This is a genomic window from Clostridium nitrophenolicum (assembly GCF_055391695.1).
Genome location: NZ_AP042469.1, coordinates 4458937 through 4476817 on the forward strand (window position 1 = coordinate 4458937; position 17881 = coordinate 4476817).

At 31.8% G+C, this 17881-nt stretch carries 14 protein-coding genes; 5 read left to right on the forward strand and 9 right to left on the reverse strand.

From position 1 onward, the window contains the following. Window positions 1-16: 16 nt before the first annotated feature. The 8 genes from spoVE to mraZ form a co-directional block, all read right to left on the reverse strand. Window positions 17-1129 (reverse strand): stage V sporulation protein E, encoded by a 1113-nt coding sequence (spoVE, locus tag ACZ5N4_RS21165; RefSeq protein WP_464204470.1) that lies wholly within the window; start codon window positions 1127-1129, stop codon window positions 17-19. Between the two features lie 67 nt (window positions 1130-1196). Then, on the reverse strand, window positions 1197-2162 hold the full coding sequence (mraY, locus tag ACZ5N4_RS21170; protein ID WP_464204471.1) for a phospho-N-acetylmuramoyl-pentapeptide-transferase: 966 nt from the start codon (window positions 2160-2162) through the stop codon (window positions 1197-1199). A gap of 39 nt (window positions 2163-2201) precedes the next feature. Beyond that, complete coding sequence (locus ACZ5N4_RS21175) at window positions 2202-3599, reverse strand: UDP-N-acetylmuramoyl-tripeptide--D-alanyl-D-alanine ligase (protein ID WP_464204472.1); 1398 nt, start codon at window positions 3597-3599, stop codon at window positions 2202-2204. 308 nt (window positions 3600-3907) lie between these two features. After that, window positions 3908-5356 (reverse strand): UDP-N-acetylmuramoyl-L-alanyl-D-glutamate--2,6-diaminopimelate ligase, encoded by a 1449-nt coding sequence (locus tag ACZ5N4_RS21180; RefSeq protein ID WP_464204473.1) that lies wholly within the window; start codon window positions 5354-5356, stop codon window positions 3908-3910. Between the two features lie 194 nt (window positions 5357-5550). Continuing rightward, complete coding sequence (locus tag ACZ5N4_RS21185) at window positions 5551-7740, reverse strand: stage V sporulation protein D (protein ID WP_464204474.1); 2190 nt, start codon at window positions 7738-7740, stop codon at window positions 5551-5553. A 104-nt stretch (window positions 7741-7844) separates the two neighbouring features. Beyond that, window positions 7845-8342 (reverse strand): septum formation initiator family protein, encoded by a 498-nt coding sequence (locus tag ACZ5N4_RS21190; protein WP_464204475.1) that lies wholly within the window; start codon window positions 8340-8342, stop codon window positions 7845-7847. 27 nt (window positions 8343-8369) lie between these two features. Continuing rightward, complete coding sequence (rsmH, locus tag ACZ5N4_RS21195; protein WP_464204476.1) at window positions 8370-9299, reverse strand: 16S rRNA (cytosine(1402)-N(4))-methyltransferase RsmH; 930 nt, start codon at window positions 9297-9299, stop codon at window positions 8370-8372. Window positions 9300-9337: 38 nt separating this feature from the next. Continuing rightward, window positions 9338-9766 carry a division/cell wall cluster transcriptional repressor MraZ gene (gene mraZ / locus ACZ5N4_RS21200; RefSeq protein WP_178906561.1) on the reverse strand — a complete coding sequence of 143 codons (429 nt, stop codon included), beginning with the start codon at window positions 9764-9766 and terminating at the stop codon, window positions 9338-9340. A gap of 459 nt (window positions 9767-10225) precedes the next feature. Here mraZ and ACZ5N4_RS21205 point away from each other — a divergent pair, with 459 nt between their 5' ends. From ACZ5N4_RS21205 to ychF, 4 genes are all read left to right on the forward strand, one after another. Beyond that, complete coding sequence (locus ACZ5N4_RS21205; RefSeq protein WP_464204477.1) at window positions 10226-10372, forward strand: hypothetical protein; 147 nt, start codon at window positions 10226-10228, stop codon at window positions 10370-10372. Window positions 10373-10598: 226 nt separating this feature from the next. Further along, window positions 10599-12692, forward strand: coding sequence for a PocR ligand-binding domain-containing protein (locus ACZ5N4_RS21210; RefSeq protein WP_464204478.1), 2094 nt, complete (start codon window positions 10599-10601; stop codon window positions 12690-12692). A 92-nt stretch (window positions 12693-12784) separates the two neighbouring features. Continuing rightward, window positions 12785-13219, forward strand: a complete 435-nt coding sequence (locus ACZ5N4_RS21215) for a DUF2892 domain-containing protein (protein ID WP_464204479.1) — start codon at window positions 12785-12787, stop codon at window positions 13217-13219. A 500-nt stretch (window positions 13220-13719) separates the two neighbouring features. After that, complete coding sequence (gene ychF / locus ACZ5N4_RS21220; RefSeq protein ID WP_464204480.1) at window positions 13720-14817, forward strand: redox-regulated ATPase YchF; 1098 nt, start codon at window positions 13720-13722, stop codon at window positions 14815-14817. An 85-nt stretch (window positions 14818-14902) separates the two neighbouring features. On the opposite strand, the gene ACZ5N4_RS21225 is transcribed toward ychF, so the two are convergent. Beyond that, window positions 14903-17224, reverse strand: a complete 2322-nt coding sequence (locus tag ACZ5N4_RS21225; RefSeq protein ID WP_464204481.1) for an AAA family ATPase — start codon at window positions 17222-17224, stop codon at window positions 14903-14905. 248 nt (window positions 17225-17472) lie between these two features. Between ACZ5N4_RS21225 and ACZ5N4_RS21230 the strand changes: the two genes are divergently transcribed. Next, window positions 17473-17877, forward strand: a complete 405-nt coding sequence (locus ACZ5N4_RS21230) for a hypothetical protein (RefSeq protein WP_464204482.1) — start codon at window positions 17473-17475, stop codon at window positions 17875-17877. The last annotated feature ends 4 nt before the right edge of the window (window positions 17878-17881 follow it).

Genomic DNA, 17881 nt, shown 5'->3' on the forward strand with positions numbered 1-17881 from the left:
TGCTATAATTGTAAAATTAACTATATTCTTTTTGCCGCGAAATATTTAAGAGTATACCTGCCGCTATCATATTGAATATCAGTGAAGATCCTCCATAACTTATAAAGGGAAGTGGAACTCCTGTAACTGGCATTGATCCTGTAACAACAGCAATATTTATAATTGCCTGCACTGCTATAACAGATGTAATTCCTGTGGCTAGTAAAGTTCCATAAGTGTCCTTCGCCTTTACAGCAGTAACTATTCCTCTCCATATAAATACAACAAATAAGATTACGATTAAAGTACATCCTATGAGACCTAATTCTTCTCCAATTATAGAAAATATAAAATCGGTATGAGGTTCCGGTATGTAATAGCATTTTTGTCTTGATCTGCCTAAGCCCATACCCCAAATTCCTCCTGACCCAAGAGCAAGCAGCGATTGTATAAGCTGATACCCATCTCCTTTAGGATCTCTCCAAGGATCTAAAAAACTTGTAAATCTAGCCATTCTGTATGGTTCAAAAACTATACCCGCTACGCCACCTAATGCTACTAATCCTACAAGTGCAAACATATGAGAGGTTTTAGCTCCTGAAACGTATAGAACTATCAGTGTAACTATCATTATTACTGAAGCTATACTTAAGTTTTTTTCTGCAAGTACCATACCTGCATAAAATCCTGAAACCATAAGGTATGGTATAACCCCATGAGTTAAACTTTTAATTCTCTCACCTTTACGTTCCATGCTTTTAGCCATATATAAAACCACTATATATTTTGCTATCTCTGAGGGCTGTAATGAGAATGGTCCTCCAAGTCTTATCCATCTTCTAGCACCATTTGTTGCAGGAAAAGCAAACACAGCTGCTAAAAGTATTATTGTAACTATCATAGCTAATTTTGTATGTTTCTTAATCTTATGATAATCAGTTTTAATCGTAAAAAACATTGCTACAATTCCTATCACAGCGCTTAAACCTTGCTTTTTTAAGAAAAACATACTATCGTTTATTGCAGGGTTAAAAAATGCACTATATGAACTAGCACTATAAACCATAATTACTCCAATAGCTACTAAAAGCATTATAGTTGAAAATAATACAAAGTCTATAGGCCCCATTTTAACATTGGGTTTGTTCATTTTAAATCCTCCTACCTGATTACTTATCTCAATCAATAGCAAGATTGACAGTTGTCAATCTTTCTGTTTATAAATTTACAGTTAGTGATAAAAACGCTACTAGGCAAAGTATAACAGTAACTATGCAAAATACTGAAACTACCTTAGTTTCATGCCATCCAGATAACTCGAAATGATGATGTATTGGACTCATTTTAAATATTCTCTTTCCTGTAAGTTTAAAGGAAATAACCTGAAGTATTACAGATAAAGTCTCCATTACATATATTCCACCTACTATTATAACCAATAGTGGAAGTTTTAGTATCATAGCAACTGCAGCAATTGCTCCCCCTAATGCTAATGAACCAGTATCCCCCATAAACACTTGAGCTGGAAAAGCATTATACCTTAAGAATCCTAATAAGGCTCCTGCAACTACTGCACAAAATATTGCTAATGTATAGTGCCCCATAGCCAAGCTAACTAGTGCAAAGAAGGTCATAACCAGTAAAGTAACTGATGTTGCTAGTCCATCAAGTCCATCTGTTAAATTTACAGCGTTAGTTGTAGCTGCAAAGTAAATTATTATGGATGGAATATAAAATATACCTAAGTCCCAAGTTTTATGAGCAAATGGAACAATTACTGATGTCCCTATATAAGGATTGCTTGCAGCATAGTATGCAAAGGCTCCTGAAACAATCAGAAGCAAAATCATCTTTTGATAAGCTCTTAATCCTAGGTTTTTCTTGCGTATAATTTTTAATCCATCATCTAATGCCCCTATTACTCCAAAGGCAACAAAAGCATAAAGTGCAATCATAGCTTCGTCATTAGGCTTTTTTACTATAAGTGCCATAGCTATAAATGAAGAAAGTATAAATATTATTCCTCCCATTGTAGGGGTTCCTGATTTTTTTTGATGACTTTTAGGTCCTTCATCTCTAATACTTTGACCAAATTTAAATTTACGTAATAATGGTATTAAAATAGGTCCTTCTAGTATTGATATAAAAAATGCAACTAGTACAGAATAAATTAGCTTATTCATATTAAAATTCCGCTCTAAATTTTAGAGCGTCTTCACCTCCTATTTGCTGATGCTCTTCTTTAGTTTTTCTACTATTAATTCAAATTTTGCTGCTCTTGAGGCTTTTACTAATACTGTATCTCCTTCTTGCAAATACTCTTTTGTAAGAAAATCCACTGCATCATCATAGTTTTCAAAAGCCCTATGTTGCTGCCTGTTATCTTGTACTTCACTAAAACCTTCTTCATAAGCTTTACTATACTCACCAATTGTTATAAGTAAGTCTACATTATTTTTTCCTGCGTACTCTCCTACATCCTTATGTGACTTAAAAGCTTCTTCTCCTAGCTCTCCCATTGTTCCAAGTATTGCTATCTTTCTTTTTGCATTAGAATTTTTAAGCACATCAATAGCAACCTTCATAGAATCTGGGTTAGCATTGTAACAATCATTGATTATAGTGAACTTTTCATTTCTAATAATGTCCATTCTCATAGATGTAGTCTGTAAGTTTTTTAGTCCTTTTCTTATATTTTCATAATCCATATTCATAATTTTACTACAGCCTATAGCAAGTAGTGCATTTGAAATGGTGTGTTTACCAGGCATATCTATATGAAATTTTTCTTTAGTGCCGCCTTTACCTTCTATAACTTCAAATTCTACGTAATCTTCTCCTAGCTCTATATTATCAGCTTTAAAATCAGCATTGCTGTCTATACCAGTTTTAATCACTGAGTAATTATTACTTTCAACTGAGGAAAGCATATCATTGTCCCCATTTATTATTAAAATATTTTTTGAGTTAAAAAAGTCAGTAATTTCAAGCTTTGCTTTCAAGATATTTTCTCTACTTCCTAGGTTTCCTATATGAGCAGTTCCTACATTAGTTATTAGCGCTACATCCGGTCTTGCAGCCTTTGCCATTGTATGTATTTCTTTTAAATTATTCATTCCCATTTCTAAAACTGCAATATCATAGCTGTTGTCTAATTTAAATATCATAAGTGGAAGTCCTATTTGATTATTGAAGTTTCCTGCTGTTTTAAAAACCTTATATTTACCACTTAAAGCTGCTGCCACCAAGTCTTTAGTTGAGGTCTTACCAGCTGAGCCAGTTATACCAACTACCTTCAAATCCAATTTTGATCTATAAGCTTCTGCTAGGTCCAGTAGAGCCTCTCCTGTACTTTGCACCTTTACAACTGTAGTATAATTTTTAATTTCTTCATCTTTATATCTAATTTCATCTACTATGCAAATAGATGCACCTTTTTCACTAGCAACTTTAATATATTCATTACCATTAAAATTTTCACCCTTTAACGCAACAAATATATTCCCTTTTTCTATCTTTCTGGTATCTGTGCTAACAGCATTAAAACCAGAATACTCTCCTTTTAAAACTACCTCTCCCTGTACTGCACTTACTATTTCATCAAAGCTCATATATTCCAACTACGAACAACTCCTTCCTTCTTGAACTTTCAAGACTCGAACCCTATACAGGGAAACTAAGCAGAAAGTTAACTTATATAAAGGGATATGTTTCCAAAGCTGAAGGTAGATTTAAAAGCTTTGTGTCAGTCTTAGTGAAGGGTTTTAAGACAACCTTAGAACCTTAGATACTGTTTGAGCATAGCGAGTTTATCTAAGTTCTTAGGTCGTCTAAAACACAAGCTTTAGACTGACTAAAAGTTTTTAACGGACTGAAGCTTGGAAACATAGCCCGGGGTATAAGTTAACTTTCGTCCTAATACCCCATATTAATGGAGTTCCTTAACTATTTCTGCAATAACTTCTCTTTCATCAAAATGTATAGTTTTATCCTTTAGTATTTGATAATCCTCATGTCCTTTTCCAGCTACTACAATTACATCATCTTTTTCTGCTAATTCCATAGCTTTCTTAATAGCATCTCTTCTATTTTCTACCACAATATAGTTATCTTTTTGAATACCTGTTTCTATCTCCTTTATTATAGACATAGGATCTTCTGTCCTAGGATTGTCAGAAGTAATAACTGCTAAATCACTTAGTTCTGTACCTATTTTACCCATAATTGGTCTCTTAGTGTTGTCCCTATCTCCTCCACAACCAAATACGCTTATAAGTTTTCCTTTTGTGAATTCTTTTGCAGTTTTTAGTATATTTTCTAATCCGTCAGGAGTATGAGCATAATCTACTATTACCTCATAGCCTAAATTATAATTTTGAGTAACTATTTCACATCTACCTGGTACACAGAGCATACTCTCCAAGCCTTTTTTTACAATGTCTATTGATATCCCCTCGCCTAAACATGCTCCAATGCTTCCAAGAGCATTCATTACATTGTATTTACCTGGTATATTTAAATTTATATGCGTCATTTCATTTTTGTATGTTACATCAAAATCCACACCTCTAGAATGCATATGTATATTTTTAGCCCAAACATCTGAAGGATTATCTATTGAATAAGTAACTTTATTTCCTTTAGAGTCCTTATACACCCTGTTCCCGTATTCATCATCTGTATTTACAACTGAATTTTTAGTATTTTTAAATAAAATAAGCTTAGCATCGTAATAATTTTCAAAGGTTTTATGAAAATCTAGATGATCCTGTGTCAAATTAGTGAATATTGCCTGGGCAAACTTAACTCCATAAACCCTATCAAGGTACAGTGAGTGTGATGATACTTCCATAACACAGTAACTTACTCCGTCATCTACCATATCCTTAAATAATTTTTGAAGCTCTAGAGACTCAGGAGTGGTTCTATGGGAAGGTATTTTTTTGTTTCCTATGTAATTTGCTATTGTGCCTATAAGCCCTACTTTGTGTCCTGCAGCTTCCAATATAGACTTTATCATAAATGTAGATGTAGTTTTCCCGTTAGTTCCAGTTATTCCTATAACCTTCAGCTTATCTGCTGGATGATCATAATAGTTAGCCGCTGCTAAAGCTAGTACTTTTCTGCTATCCTCAACCATTATTACAGTACAATCTGGTATACTTTCTACATCCTTGCTGCATATAATTGCTTGTGCTCCTTTGCTATAAGCACTATTTATGTACTTATGCCCATCAGTACTATACCCTTCAATACATACAAACAAATCTCCATCCTTAACTTCCCTTGAATCATATTGTATTTCTCTTATTTCTAAATCATCGCTGCCTTTTATTATCTTATAGTCTATTCCACTTAGAATCTGTTTTAAATTCATAGTACACACCCCTTTTATATTTACAATATGAAACTCCTCTTCCTTACGTCAGATGAGTAAGCGATTCGCACAAAATCACAGATTTTGGCTCCCTGCTTAATTCTTCACACATGTAATGTAGTTTATACAGAATATTGGCATGCAACACATATTTATTCCGTATTGCATGCCTAAAGTTACTTTGTAATTTATTTTTAGTCTCCTAATATCTCCGTATGAAGAGTTATAACCGTTCCTTTTTCAACTTCTTTTCCTGGTTCTATACTTTGTTCTGATATCATTCCATCTCCCTCAAAGTCTGCTTTAAGTCCTACGCTATTAAATACAGCAACAGCTCTCTCTCTACTCAAACCCTTAACATCTGGAACTGCTACTACTTTATTATAGTTTGGTGTGCTGCCTGTGTAAAGAATTATTTTGCTGCCTTCCTTTACTGTATATCCTGGTTTTGGATTCATATCTACAATATATTCTCCATTAGAATCAGACTCACAATCTAAATGCTGCTCTTTAAGAGCCTTTTCAGCATCAGTCTTCTTCATGCCCCTTACGTCTGGTATAACTACATCCTTTAGCATGCTTCTAGCAATATCCTGACTATCTGCATCACTCTTCATAGCTAGATAATTAAATATATCATTAAATACCTGCTGTGCTACTGGTGCTGTTATTTGACCAGCATAGTAATTAGATGGATCCGGTTCATCTATTGACACTAAGACTGTTATTCTAGGATCACTTGCAGGTGCCATACCTATAAATGAAGATATATATTTTCCTGGTTGGTATCCTCCTTGACCTGCTTTTTGAGCTGTTCCAGTTTTTCCACCTATATGATACCCTTCTATAAAGGCTTTCTTACCGCCACCTTCTGAAACAACTTTTTCTAAATACCCTCTAAGCTGTGCAGCTTTGTTAGCATCTATTATTTGTTTACTATTAGCCCCTGAAATATCAAACTGCTTATCGATAACTTTATTATCTTTTTCATCGTCATAATGAGATATTTCTTTCATAACGTGAGGTTTTATCAAGGTTCCACCATTAGCTATGGCATTAAAAGCAGTAATAAACTGAATAGGTGAAACCGTATTAGTCTGTCCAAAGGATATAGTAGCTAAATCAATCTCACTTATGTTCTCAGGCTTTTTGATAATTCCTTTTGCTTCTCCTGGTAAATCTATACCTGTCTTTTCTCCAAAGCCAAACTTTTTAATATATTTATATAAATTTTCTTTACCTACTTTTTTACCAACTGAAGCAAAACCAACGTTACAGGAGTTTTTAAGTATGTCAACAAAACCTTGTTCTCCATGCCCAGAAGTTTTCCAACAGTGTATTATTTTTTTCCCAACAGTAAAACTTCCGCCGCAGGTATACTTATCACTTTCACTAACAGCATTCTCTTCTAAAGCTGCCGTTGCTGTTATTACCTTAAAAATTGACCCAGGTTCAAAAGTATCACTTACGGACCTGTTTCTCCAGCTTTTTTGAAGATCATCGTAGGACATATCCTTAATCCAAGGGTCATTTGGATTATAATCTGGTTTGTTAACCATAGCAAGTACTTCTCCATTTTTAGGATCCATAACAACTATAGAGACAGCCTTTGCCTGATTATCCTTCAATGCTTGGTCTGCAGCTTTTTCTACAAAGTGTTGAATCATATCATCTATTGTTAAAACTACATCTTTACCATCTATAGGCTTAGTATATTCAGAAATTGTATAGGGAAGTTCCTTACTCTTTCTATCGGTCTCTGCAATTCTAACTCCTGGAGTACCAGATAGATCTTTGTTATAATTAAGCTCAACACCGGTTAGCCCATTTCCATCTGAATTAGTATGCCCAAGCACATGAGCTAAAAAATTATTATTAGGGTAATATCTCTTGGTATCAGCTGATATCAATACTCCTCTTAAATTCAAATTTCTGACCTTATCAGCCTCTTCTTTTTCAATTCTTCTTTTTAATGTAGCTGAGCCAAGAGGAAGTCCTCCTGGAAGTGTTTTGCCTAATACTTTTGAAACCTCACCCTTGTCCATAGCTAAAGCCCCGCTAAGCTTCTCTGCTACCTCATCTTGAGACAACTTTTTTTCTTTCATAGTGTCTCTTAAGGTGTTCATATCCAAATCTACTCTATAAACGTTAGCACTTACTGCTAGTTCACGACCATTACGATCAAGTATTCTTCCTCTTTTAGCATCAATTTTTACCTCGCTTGTCCATTGATCTATTGCTAGGGATTTTAATTTATGAGACTGATATACCATTATGTAAAACATCCTACCAAACATCAAGCAAAAGGCTAAGAAAAGAAAGCTGAAAACAACTATCATTCTTTTTCGTATAATAACTTTATCTCTGTATTCCTTTTTTGACAACCTGTTTACCCCCGTTAAAATTACTATAAAAACAAATCAAATGAAAAATAGTTTTTTCTGCTGTCTTTCTTAATTCTTCAGTACTAAAACTGATAAATCTTTATCTAAAATAGTAATTTTGTGAGCTTATCCCAGATGTTCTGTTTCTCTACTTTATCCTGCGCTTTCTTTTCTGTTATTTTAATATTTTCCTTATCTAAATTTGTATAAACTGCCGTCCCTTTATCCGGTGATACCATTTGAAGTTTATTAATTGCTATATCCTCAATGTACTGTAAATTATTATATTTAACAAGTTCAACCTTTAAATTTTCATTTTCCCTATTAATTTCATTTATATTATGTTTTGTTGAATTTAATTCCATCTGCATATTATAAATAGCACAATATCTTCCTATAAGTACTAACCCAACTATAAATGTTAAAATAATGTTTCTTATTACTTTCACCTTATTATTGAGTCTTTTTTTAGCTCTTCTTTTTTTCTTTAGCTTTTCCTTTTTGTTTTCTTCTTTATGGCTTTCGTTATCTCTATAAGGTCTGTATTCAGGCTGTAGAACGGTATTACCTTGTATGAAGCTCTCTTCATTTACCACTATCACTTTATTCACCTCACCTAAAATTTAGAACTATATTCTTTCCGATACCCTAAGCTTAGCACTTTTGCTCCTTGAATTTGCACTCATCTCTTCTTCTGAAGGTTCAACAGGTTTTTTAGTTATAATTTTTATATAAGGTTTTTTCCCACATACGCAAACTGGAAAATCTGAGGGACATGTACATGGGTTTTCTAATTGCTTGAACTTAGTTTTTATTATTCTGTCCTCTAGTGAATGAAATGTTATAACTGCTATTCTACCTCCTTTATTTAAATGTTCTACACTGTCTTCTACAGCTTTATTTAATATTTGAAGCTCTCTATTAACCTCAATTCTTATAGCTTGGAAGGTCCTTTTTGCTGGGTGTCCCTCCTTTTGAAATTTAGCTGGAATAGCTTCTCTTATTATTTCTACAAGTTCTCCTGTAGTTTTTATACTTTCTCTTTCTCTTCTTTGTACAATAAATTTTGCTATTCTTTTAGCAAACTTATCTTCACCATATTCTTTTATTACTCTAGATATATCCTGTTCACTGTAGCTATTAACTACATCATAGGCAGAAAGTGTGTCATCTCTATTCATCCTCATATCTAAAGGTGCATCCTTCATATAGCTGAAGCCTCTCTCACCTTCATCTAATTGGTAGGATGAAACCCCTAAATCCATCATAATACCATCAATTTTTTCTATTTCTAAATCCTTTAAAATTTCATCTATATTGTAAAAATTGCTATGAACATAAGTTGCATTGTCAAATTCTTTTAATCTTTCTTGTGCCGCTTTTAGTGCACAAGTATCTTGATCTATTCCTATAAGTCTTCCTTTTGAAGATAATCTTTTAAGAATTTCAAATGAATGTCCTCCGCCACCTAATGTGCAATCTACGTATATGCCATCTTCTTTTATATTAAGCGCTTCTATTGTTTCTTCCAATAATACTGATACATGTTTAAATTCCATAAACTATTTCCTCCACTACTATGAATTCTGTTATATCTCTAAATTCCAAGTTCACTCATCTGTTCTGCAATTTCATCAAAGTCTATATTTGAATTGTTATATTCTTCCCAGTTCTCTTTACTCCAAATTTCTACTCTATTGGATACCCCAATACTTACTATTTCCTTTTTTACCTCTGCATATTCTAAAAGATTCTGTGGAATTAAGCTTCTTCCTTGCTTGTCCATATCAATCTCATTAGCTCCTGAAAAGAAAAATCTAACAAAGGCTCGAGCATTCTTACTTGTTAATGGGAGGTTTTTTAACTTTTGCTCTAGTATTTCCCATTCACTTAAGGGGTATGCATATAAGCAACCATCTAATCCTTTTGTCAGTATGAACTTGTTTCCAAGCTCTTCTCTAAACTTTGAAGGTACAATTATTCTATTTTTACTATCTAAGGCATGCTCGTATTCACCTATAAACATCTTTGCACCCCAATTTTGTTATTTTCCTCCACTTTGCTCCACTTTTAACCACTGAGTTTACATATTCTATATTAACATAAAAATTCCTCTTTTTAATAATCTTTTTTAATATATTTTTTAAATCTATTTAAATAGTTCTTTCTATCTTTATCGACTTTATTCTTTTAAGACCTTACAATATATTTTCAAAATATTTTCAAATTGTTTAAATATATATTTCATATTAATCTCAATTCTATAATTCGACATAAATATTGTCTTTTTAACTTCTTCCACATTAAGGCATTTAACCCTTAATATTTTTTAATAAAAAGTATCTGCTTTTAGAACAATAATATACAGAAGTTTTTAAAATTATCATACCTATATAGTTACAAACTAGAAAGTTAACTTTCGACCTTGTTACTATATATATTTTCGACTTTGTAACTATATATATTAAGGAAAGGATGATTTAGTATGATGGGCAATAAAATAATGAAACATATGTTTAGGCATCACCGTATGCACTGTCTTAATAAAAGTGAAAAAGTGTGCATTGCAGCAATTATAGGATACAGTTTTATGAAAGGTATATGCATAGGTATGTATCTTGGAAGAAAATAATGTTTTATAAAATATTAGAACCTTAGGTTGGTGAAAAGTCTAAATGTCTTTTCACCATCGACTTATTAATGATAATTGATGAGTCAGTTCGTATAAACTTACTCGTTTATCGAAGGTTATTAAATTCTTTAAAGTCAAATATTAATTGCCAACTAGGAGGAATTTGAGGTAATATGTAGAACTTTTATACATTAAGTATTTTAAATTTACCAAATGGGGGATCATAATGGACTATGAGTTATCTGATCTTATAAGTATACCTCAACTTCAAAAATTGCTAGATAGCTTTTATACTGCAACTGGTATTGCGACAGGAATTGTCTCTTTAAATGGTGATATATTAACAGCTACAGCTTGGAGAGATATTTGTACAAAGTTTCATAGAGCAAATCCTAAGTCAAACATTCGTTGTATTGAAAGTGATAAACAGGCCTTTGAGCCTTTTGCAAAAGGAGAAAAAATTATAAGCTATAAATGTAAAAATGGACTTATAGATATAGGAACTCCAATAATAATAGAAGATAAATTCCTTGCTATTATATACGTTGGACAAATTCTCTTTGAAGAGCCTGATATAGAATACTTTAAAAAACAGGCCGAAGAATTTGGCTTCAATGAAAACGAATATTTGGAAGCACTAAGAAAAGTTCCTGTTGTAAAGGAAAAAGAATACATAAAAATTCTTCAGTTCTTAAAATATTTATCTGAAGTGATTGGAGAAATGGGTTTAAGGCAATTAAAATTATTGCAAGCACAAAAAAAGTTGGAAGTATCCGAACGAAGATATAGGCTAGCTCTTCATGGCTCTAATGATGGTATTTGGGATATAAATTTTTTAGATAATACTATCTATTTTTCACAAAGATTTATAGAAATTTTAGGATATAGTAATGATGAACTTAAATCATTAATTAATTATTTAGACAAAATTATTCATATTGATGATCTAAATCCTTTTTTGACTGAATACTATAATCATTTAAACAATAAATCTGACCATTTTATTAAAGAGGTGCGAGTTAAAACCAAATGGGGATATGATAAATGGGTGCTAGTTAGAGGGGCTGCCATCTGGCATGACAACATTCCCATAAGAGTAGCTGGGTCTTTAACAGATTTATCTAATCAAAAATCTGCTGAAGCCAGCTTAAAAAGTGAACAAGTTTTTTCTAAAGCAATTATAGACTATGCAAATGTACTATTATGTGTGTTTAATTCCAGTGGAGAATTAACACAATTCAGCAGATATGCACAAGAGCTCTGGGGATATTCTGAAAAAGAAGTATTAAGTCATGCCTGGATGAATACTCTTTGTCCCGGTGACGCTGGAAAAGAGATGTTAAACTTTATGCTGTCAATAGATGCAAAAGACACTTTGCCTCAGCTAGAAAGCACTTTAGTTTTTAAAGACAATTCCCTGCATACTATACTTTGGAATAGTAAAATAGTAACAAATGAAGATGGATCAATAAAAAATATCATATGTTCAGGCTTAGATATAACCGAAAGAAAAAATGCTGAAAGAAGATTAACAGAGTTTTTCGCAAATATCTCTCATGAACTAAGAACGCCTCTAAATATAATATTTAGTTCTCTTCAATTAATAGACCGCTGCAGTGTTGGGAACTCAAATAGTATTAACAGCTGTATATGTAAAAAATACACGAAAGGTATGCAGCAAAATTGCTACAGATTATTAAGATTAGTAAATAACTTAATAGATATCACAAAGATTGATGCTGGGTATCTAGAACTAAATATGGATCGATGCAATATAGTAAGTCTAGTAGAAGATATAACCGTATCAGTTGCAGAATATATAGAGAGCAAGAATATAAGTTTAATATTTGATACAGATATTGAGGAAAAAATCATATGTTGTGATTGTGATAAAATTGAAAGAATTATTTTAAATCTTCTTTCAAATGCTACTAAATTTACTAATCCTGGAGGATTTATATTGGTAACCTTGCAAGATAAGGGATCTAATACTATTATTTCTATAAAGGACACAGGAATAGGCATAGAAAAAAGCAAGCTAGAAATTATATTTGAAAGATTTAAACAAGTAAATAAATCTTTTACACGGGATCACGAGGGCAGTGGAATAGGTTTATCCATTGTAAAACATCTGGTAGAAATGCATAAAGGATCTATTAAAGTTACTAGCGAATATGGCAAAGGTTCTGAATTTATAATTGAACTTCCTGACAATTTAAATTTTGAAGATAACTGTAATAAAATCAAAAAACTATATACTAATGAGCACTCTAAGGTCGAAAATATACATATAGAGTTTTCCGATATATATTTTAGCTAACTCTAGAATCAGCCAATTATAGGATAAATATATAAATTGAGAGTAAACTATATATAGTAAATTTAAAAGTATATATAGGAGATGTTTACTGTATGAAAAAGTGTTTATTTTTATCCACAGCTAATAGAGTTAAATGTCATACTTCTGATAAGGCGAATCAAAAAATTAAAGAAGAAACTTTAGATAGTATAAATTATTATAGAGGAAGAAGTAATGTAGAACTATCTAATCGCATTAAGGAATTAAATAATGAATGGGATATAGAAAGAGTCCTAGAGACTAATACCTCTATATTAATTGTTTTAGGATCAATTTTAGCTATTACTACTAATAAAAAATATTGGTCATTTTTTACAGGGGCCATAGGTGGTTTTTTATTTCAACATGCAATACAAGGTTGGTGCCCTCCTCTTCCAATAATAAGAAACTTAGGCATAAGAACCTCAAGTGAAATAGATGAAGAAAAGTTTTATTTGAAATACTTAAGAGGTGATTATGAAAAATGGAGTGACCGAACTGAACATTAGTTATATATTTATTCTTCAATTCGTGAAATAAGAAATATGCGACATAAGTTCCTATATAGGGTATTAGGCTGAAATTTAGCTTATACGCCGTGATATGTTTCCAAGCTTCAGCACGTTAAAAACTTTTAGCCAGTCTAAAGTTTTTAAATCTACTTCAGCTTTGGAAACATATCCCTCTGTATAAGCTAAATTTCTAGTTACTTTTCCTATAAAAACTGCGTCGCATATTTTTTATTTTACGAATTACAGTACTTATTTGTTCTTTTTCCTATAAAAATCATCAAATTAAATTATAGGAAAATCACTTTTAGGTTGATTTTCCTATATTTAATTACATATTTACCTCTTATCCTTGAAATGGCCAGGCTTGTAGAGTATAATTTAATAGGTAATTTAGAAACCTTTGTATTTTAGTGTGAAAATCATGGAAAAGTGTAAACTTTTAGTTCATAGATTTGAAACTTAAAATTTAATATAATTTAAGAAAGGAATGTACACAAATGAAACTTGGAATTGTAGGACTGCCGAACGTAGGAAAAAGTACTTTATTTAATGCTATAACTCAAGCAGGAGCTGAATCTGCAAACTATCCATTCTGTACAATTGAACCAAACGTTGGAGTAGTTAGCGTACCTGATAAACGATTAGATGTACTCGAAAAAATGTATAATACAAAAAAGAAAATATATACAGCTATTGAGTTCTATGATATAGCTGGACTAGTTAGAGGTGCAAGTAAAGGTGAAGGTCTTGGAAACAAGTTCTTATCACATATAAGAGAAGTTGAATCTATAGTTCATGTGGTAAGATGCTTTAATGACCCTAATGTTGTTCATGTGGATGGTTCTGTAGATCCTATCCGTGATATCGAGACTATAAACCTTGAGCTTATTTTTTCAGATTTAGAAATGATAGATAGAAGAATAGAAAAAGTTGTTAAGCTAGCTAAAGGTGGAAATAAAGAAGCAAAAGCTGATTATGAGTTAATGCTAAAGATTAAAAATCATCTAGAAGCAGGTAAACCTGTAAGAACTTTAGAATTGACTGATGATGAAGCAGATCTTGCTAAAGGATATTTTTTACTTACAACTAAACCTGTACTATATGTATCAAATATCTCTGAAGATGATTTAGTTTCAGGAAACTTAGAAAACGAATATGTAAAAAAAGTTAAAGAATATGCTGCAAATGAAGGCTCAGAAGTAATTATCATTTCAGCTAAAATCGAAGAGGAACTTTCTGTCCTTGAAGGCGAAGAAAAAACTGAAATGCTTGGCGAGTATGGCTTAGATGAAGCTGGACTTGATAAATTAATACACGCAAGCTATAAGCTTTTAGGTCTTATGAGCTTCTTAACTGCTGGTGTTCAGGAAGTAAGAGCTTGGACTATAAAGCAAGGAACTAAAGCACCTCAAGCTGCAGGAAAAATTCATACTGATATAGAAAAAGGCTTTATAAGAGCAGAGATTATTTCATATGATAAATTAGTAGAAGTAGGTTCAGAAGCTGCAGCAAAGGAAAAAGGTTATTACAGACTTGAAGGAAAAGAGTACATTATGCAGGATGGAGATATAGTTCACTTTAGATTTAATGTTTAAAATTGTTTATTTATATAAGGTCCTAAACTAGAAAATTGACTTACTCCCCGGACTATAAATATATCCCTGGGTGTAAGTCAATTTTTTACTCTTCTTGTTTTTTTCTAGTTACTCGTTTACCTGTATACTTCTTAATTTCCTTCTCTACATCATTCATTATTTCTTTATATCCAAGCGCCTCTTCACCCATCAATATTTCTAAAGCATCTTTTATACAGGACATCGAATATATATGAAAATTCCCCTTTCTAATCTCTTCCTCCACTTCACCATTTAGCACAAGACTATCTATATTAGATTCAGGAATCAGCACACCCTTACCTTCTACCTTATCTACTAATTTGCATATCTTATAGAAGCCTTCTATTTTTTCATTTACTCCACCAATTGGTTGAACCTCTCCAAATTGATTTATTGATCCAGTAACTGCTATATTCTGCCTTATTCCTATCTTACTTAAAGCTGAAACCATTGATACAACTTCAGCTACGGAAGCACTATCTCCATCTATCTTTCCATATAGTTGTTCAAAACTTAAATGAAAATCTACAGGTAATTTTTCATACCCGCCAATTAGTGTGTTCATATAACCTTTTAATGTGTTTATGGCTTTATTGTGAATTTTCCCACTTAAATCACTTTCTTTTTGAACATCTAATATATTTCCATTTCCTTTATAGCAAGAACAGGTTATTCTTATTGGCTTACCAAAGCTGAAATATCCAGTATCTATAACAGATAGGCCGTTTACCTGACCCACCAGCTTATCTTTAACATTTATGAATATCTTATTTTCTTTATAACTTTCACCAATCTCCCTTTCTATGAGCTCTTCATCGTACACCGTATCTTTGATATCATTGCCTTCAATTTGAGTTCTGTTATCATTCTTTACCTTACTGTTAGATAACATTATAACCCTTCCCAGCTCATGATCATCTATAAATAGCTTATTTCTATTTTCCGCTTTTCTTGATGAAAATTTTGCTAGCTCTTTCATAGCTCCAGCTGAAAGTGGGTTTAATTTGTTACTCTTGCATATAGTATTTACTTTTCCTAAAAAGGCCTGTTTAGTTTCATTATCTATTTTTAGCACAGATTTATATTCTGCTCTTATTTTAAATATCTTTTTAAAATCTTCATCATAAGAATAAAGCAAGTCATAAGTTTCATAGTCCCCTATAAGTATTATTTTTTCATTAAATTTTATAGGATCTGGCTTAAGACCACTAAGAGATAAGAGCTCAAGGTATCCTCTGTTATAATCAAGATCTACCTTTCCACTTATAAGAGATTTTTTAAAATAATAATATGCTGCCGGATTAGTTAAAAGACTGCTTATCCTTAATACCAAGCAACCTCCATTTGCTTTTAAAAATGATCCTCCTCTAATTAAACTTATATCTGTAATATAGGTTCCATTCTTATTTTCATATTCTATACTTCCAAGGAGATTGTTAATACTAGGATCTTCTTCAAAAATCACTGGCGGAATTTTATTGTCACTATTATCAACTATAACATTTACTACATACTTGTAAATTATTTCATTTATCTCATCTTCATCATCATCATAACTTATAGAATATATATCTTTGATTCCCTTTTCTATATTGTCACAAATATCATCTAAAAATTCTATAACCTCTATATTCTCGGCAAACTCATCTAGATATTCTTTTCTAATGTCTTTTGCCTCTTTATTATAATATTCCTCCATAATACTTCTTATCTTTTCAATTTCACTTAATTCCATTTCCCTTAATTCTTCAATTATTTCTTGAGCGTTGCTCTTCAAAGTGCTTACCTTGCTTAATATGCTTTCTTTTTCTTTAACCTCTAAAGAATCATATTCCTTTTCATTCATTAATTCTCCTTCATCCTTTAAGGGAATGAAAGAAAATCCATTTTGAGTAGGCCTTACTGTAAAACCATCTTCCTCTGCCATTTTAACAAGTTTATTTATTAAATCGCTCCTTTTTTGTTGGAGATTTTCCACTATTTCTTCTTTTTCCTTACTTACAGATCCATTATAAAACTCATAGGTAATTTCCGCATAGCTCTTTTGCACACTTTCAAGAGTTTCCTTAAGTTTTTTTCCTGTACCACCTGGCAGAAATAAAGCTCTTGGGTATTTTTCATCATCTTTTACAACGTAGCATATATCCTGAGGTTTACCTCTATTTTCTAGGTTTTGTTTGATAAATTCCATTATAGAATCTAACTTATCTTTTGAAAAGTCATCTATAAGATAAACGTTGTATCCTTCCTTATCTATTTCTAAAGCTGTTTTTATTTTCTTATACACTTCGTCATACTCAGGTATATTATTAACCTCTTCTCTTACATGGATATTATCAAAATTGAAGTCGTATATAACCTCCTGTGGTGTCAATTCTTTCTTCATATACTATCCCCCTTTCACCGCTTACTATAATAATATTCTTAAAAATAATATTTAGGCACAAAAAATAGAAAAAACATTTATACTTTTTTACATCTAAAGGCTACAAAAGGGAAAACTATAATAAAAATAACTGATTATATTTTAAAAAGCACAATACTGTGTTATAATATACATAAAATTCTACTTGGAATTACTGCTGGTTGCTCAGCATTTCAATAAAATATATATATCGTAAAGGAGTTAAAGACATGAGTTTCAAAGAAAAAATTGCTCAATACTATTCAAAAGCTTATTTAAAAAAATATGGAGATAGACTAACTCAGGTACAGGGTACTGTAGTATCTGTAAAAGTTGCTGAGAAAACTATATTATGGATATTTCATAAATTAAGTGTTGTTCTTTTGGTTAGACCTGATAGAAGTAAAAATATAGTTAAATGTGCTTATACAAGAAATAGATGGTTTAAAAAACCTGAATTTATTCCTGTAACTCAAGGCAATCTAGTATTAGCTCAAGGACTTAAAGGTAAAAAAGGAAAGCAAAACAGTGAACAAATTGAACTCATAAATATTAGAAACATGACTACAAAGAAGGACCTTGTTCCAATGGAAGGCAAAATTCAAAGAGTACAAAAAGTTCAAAGGGTAAAATAAAAAT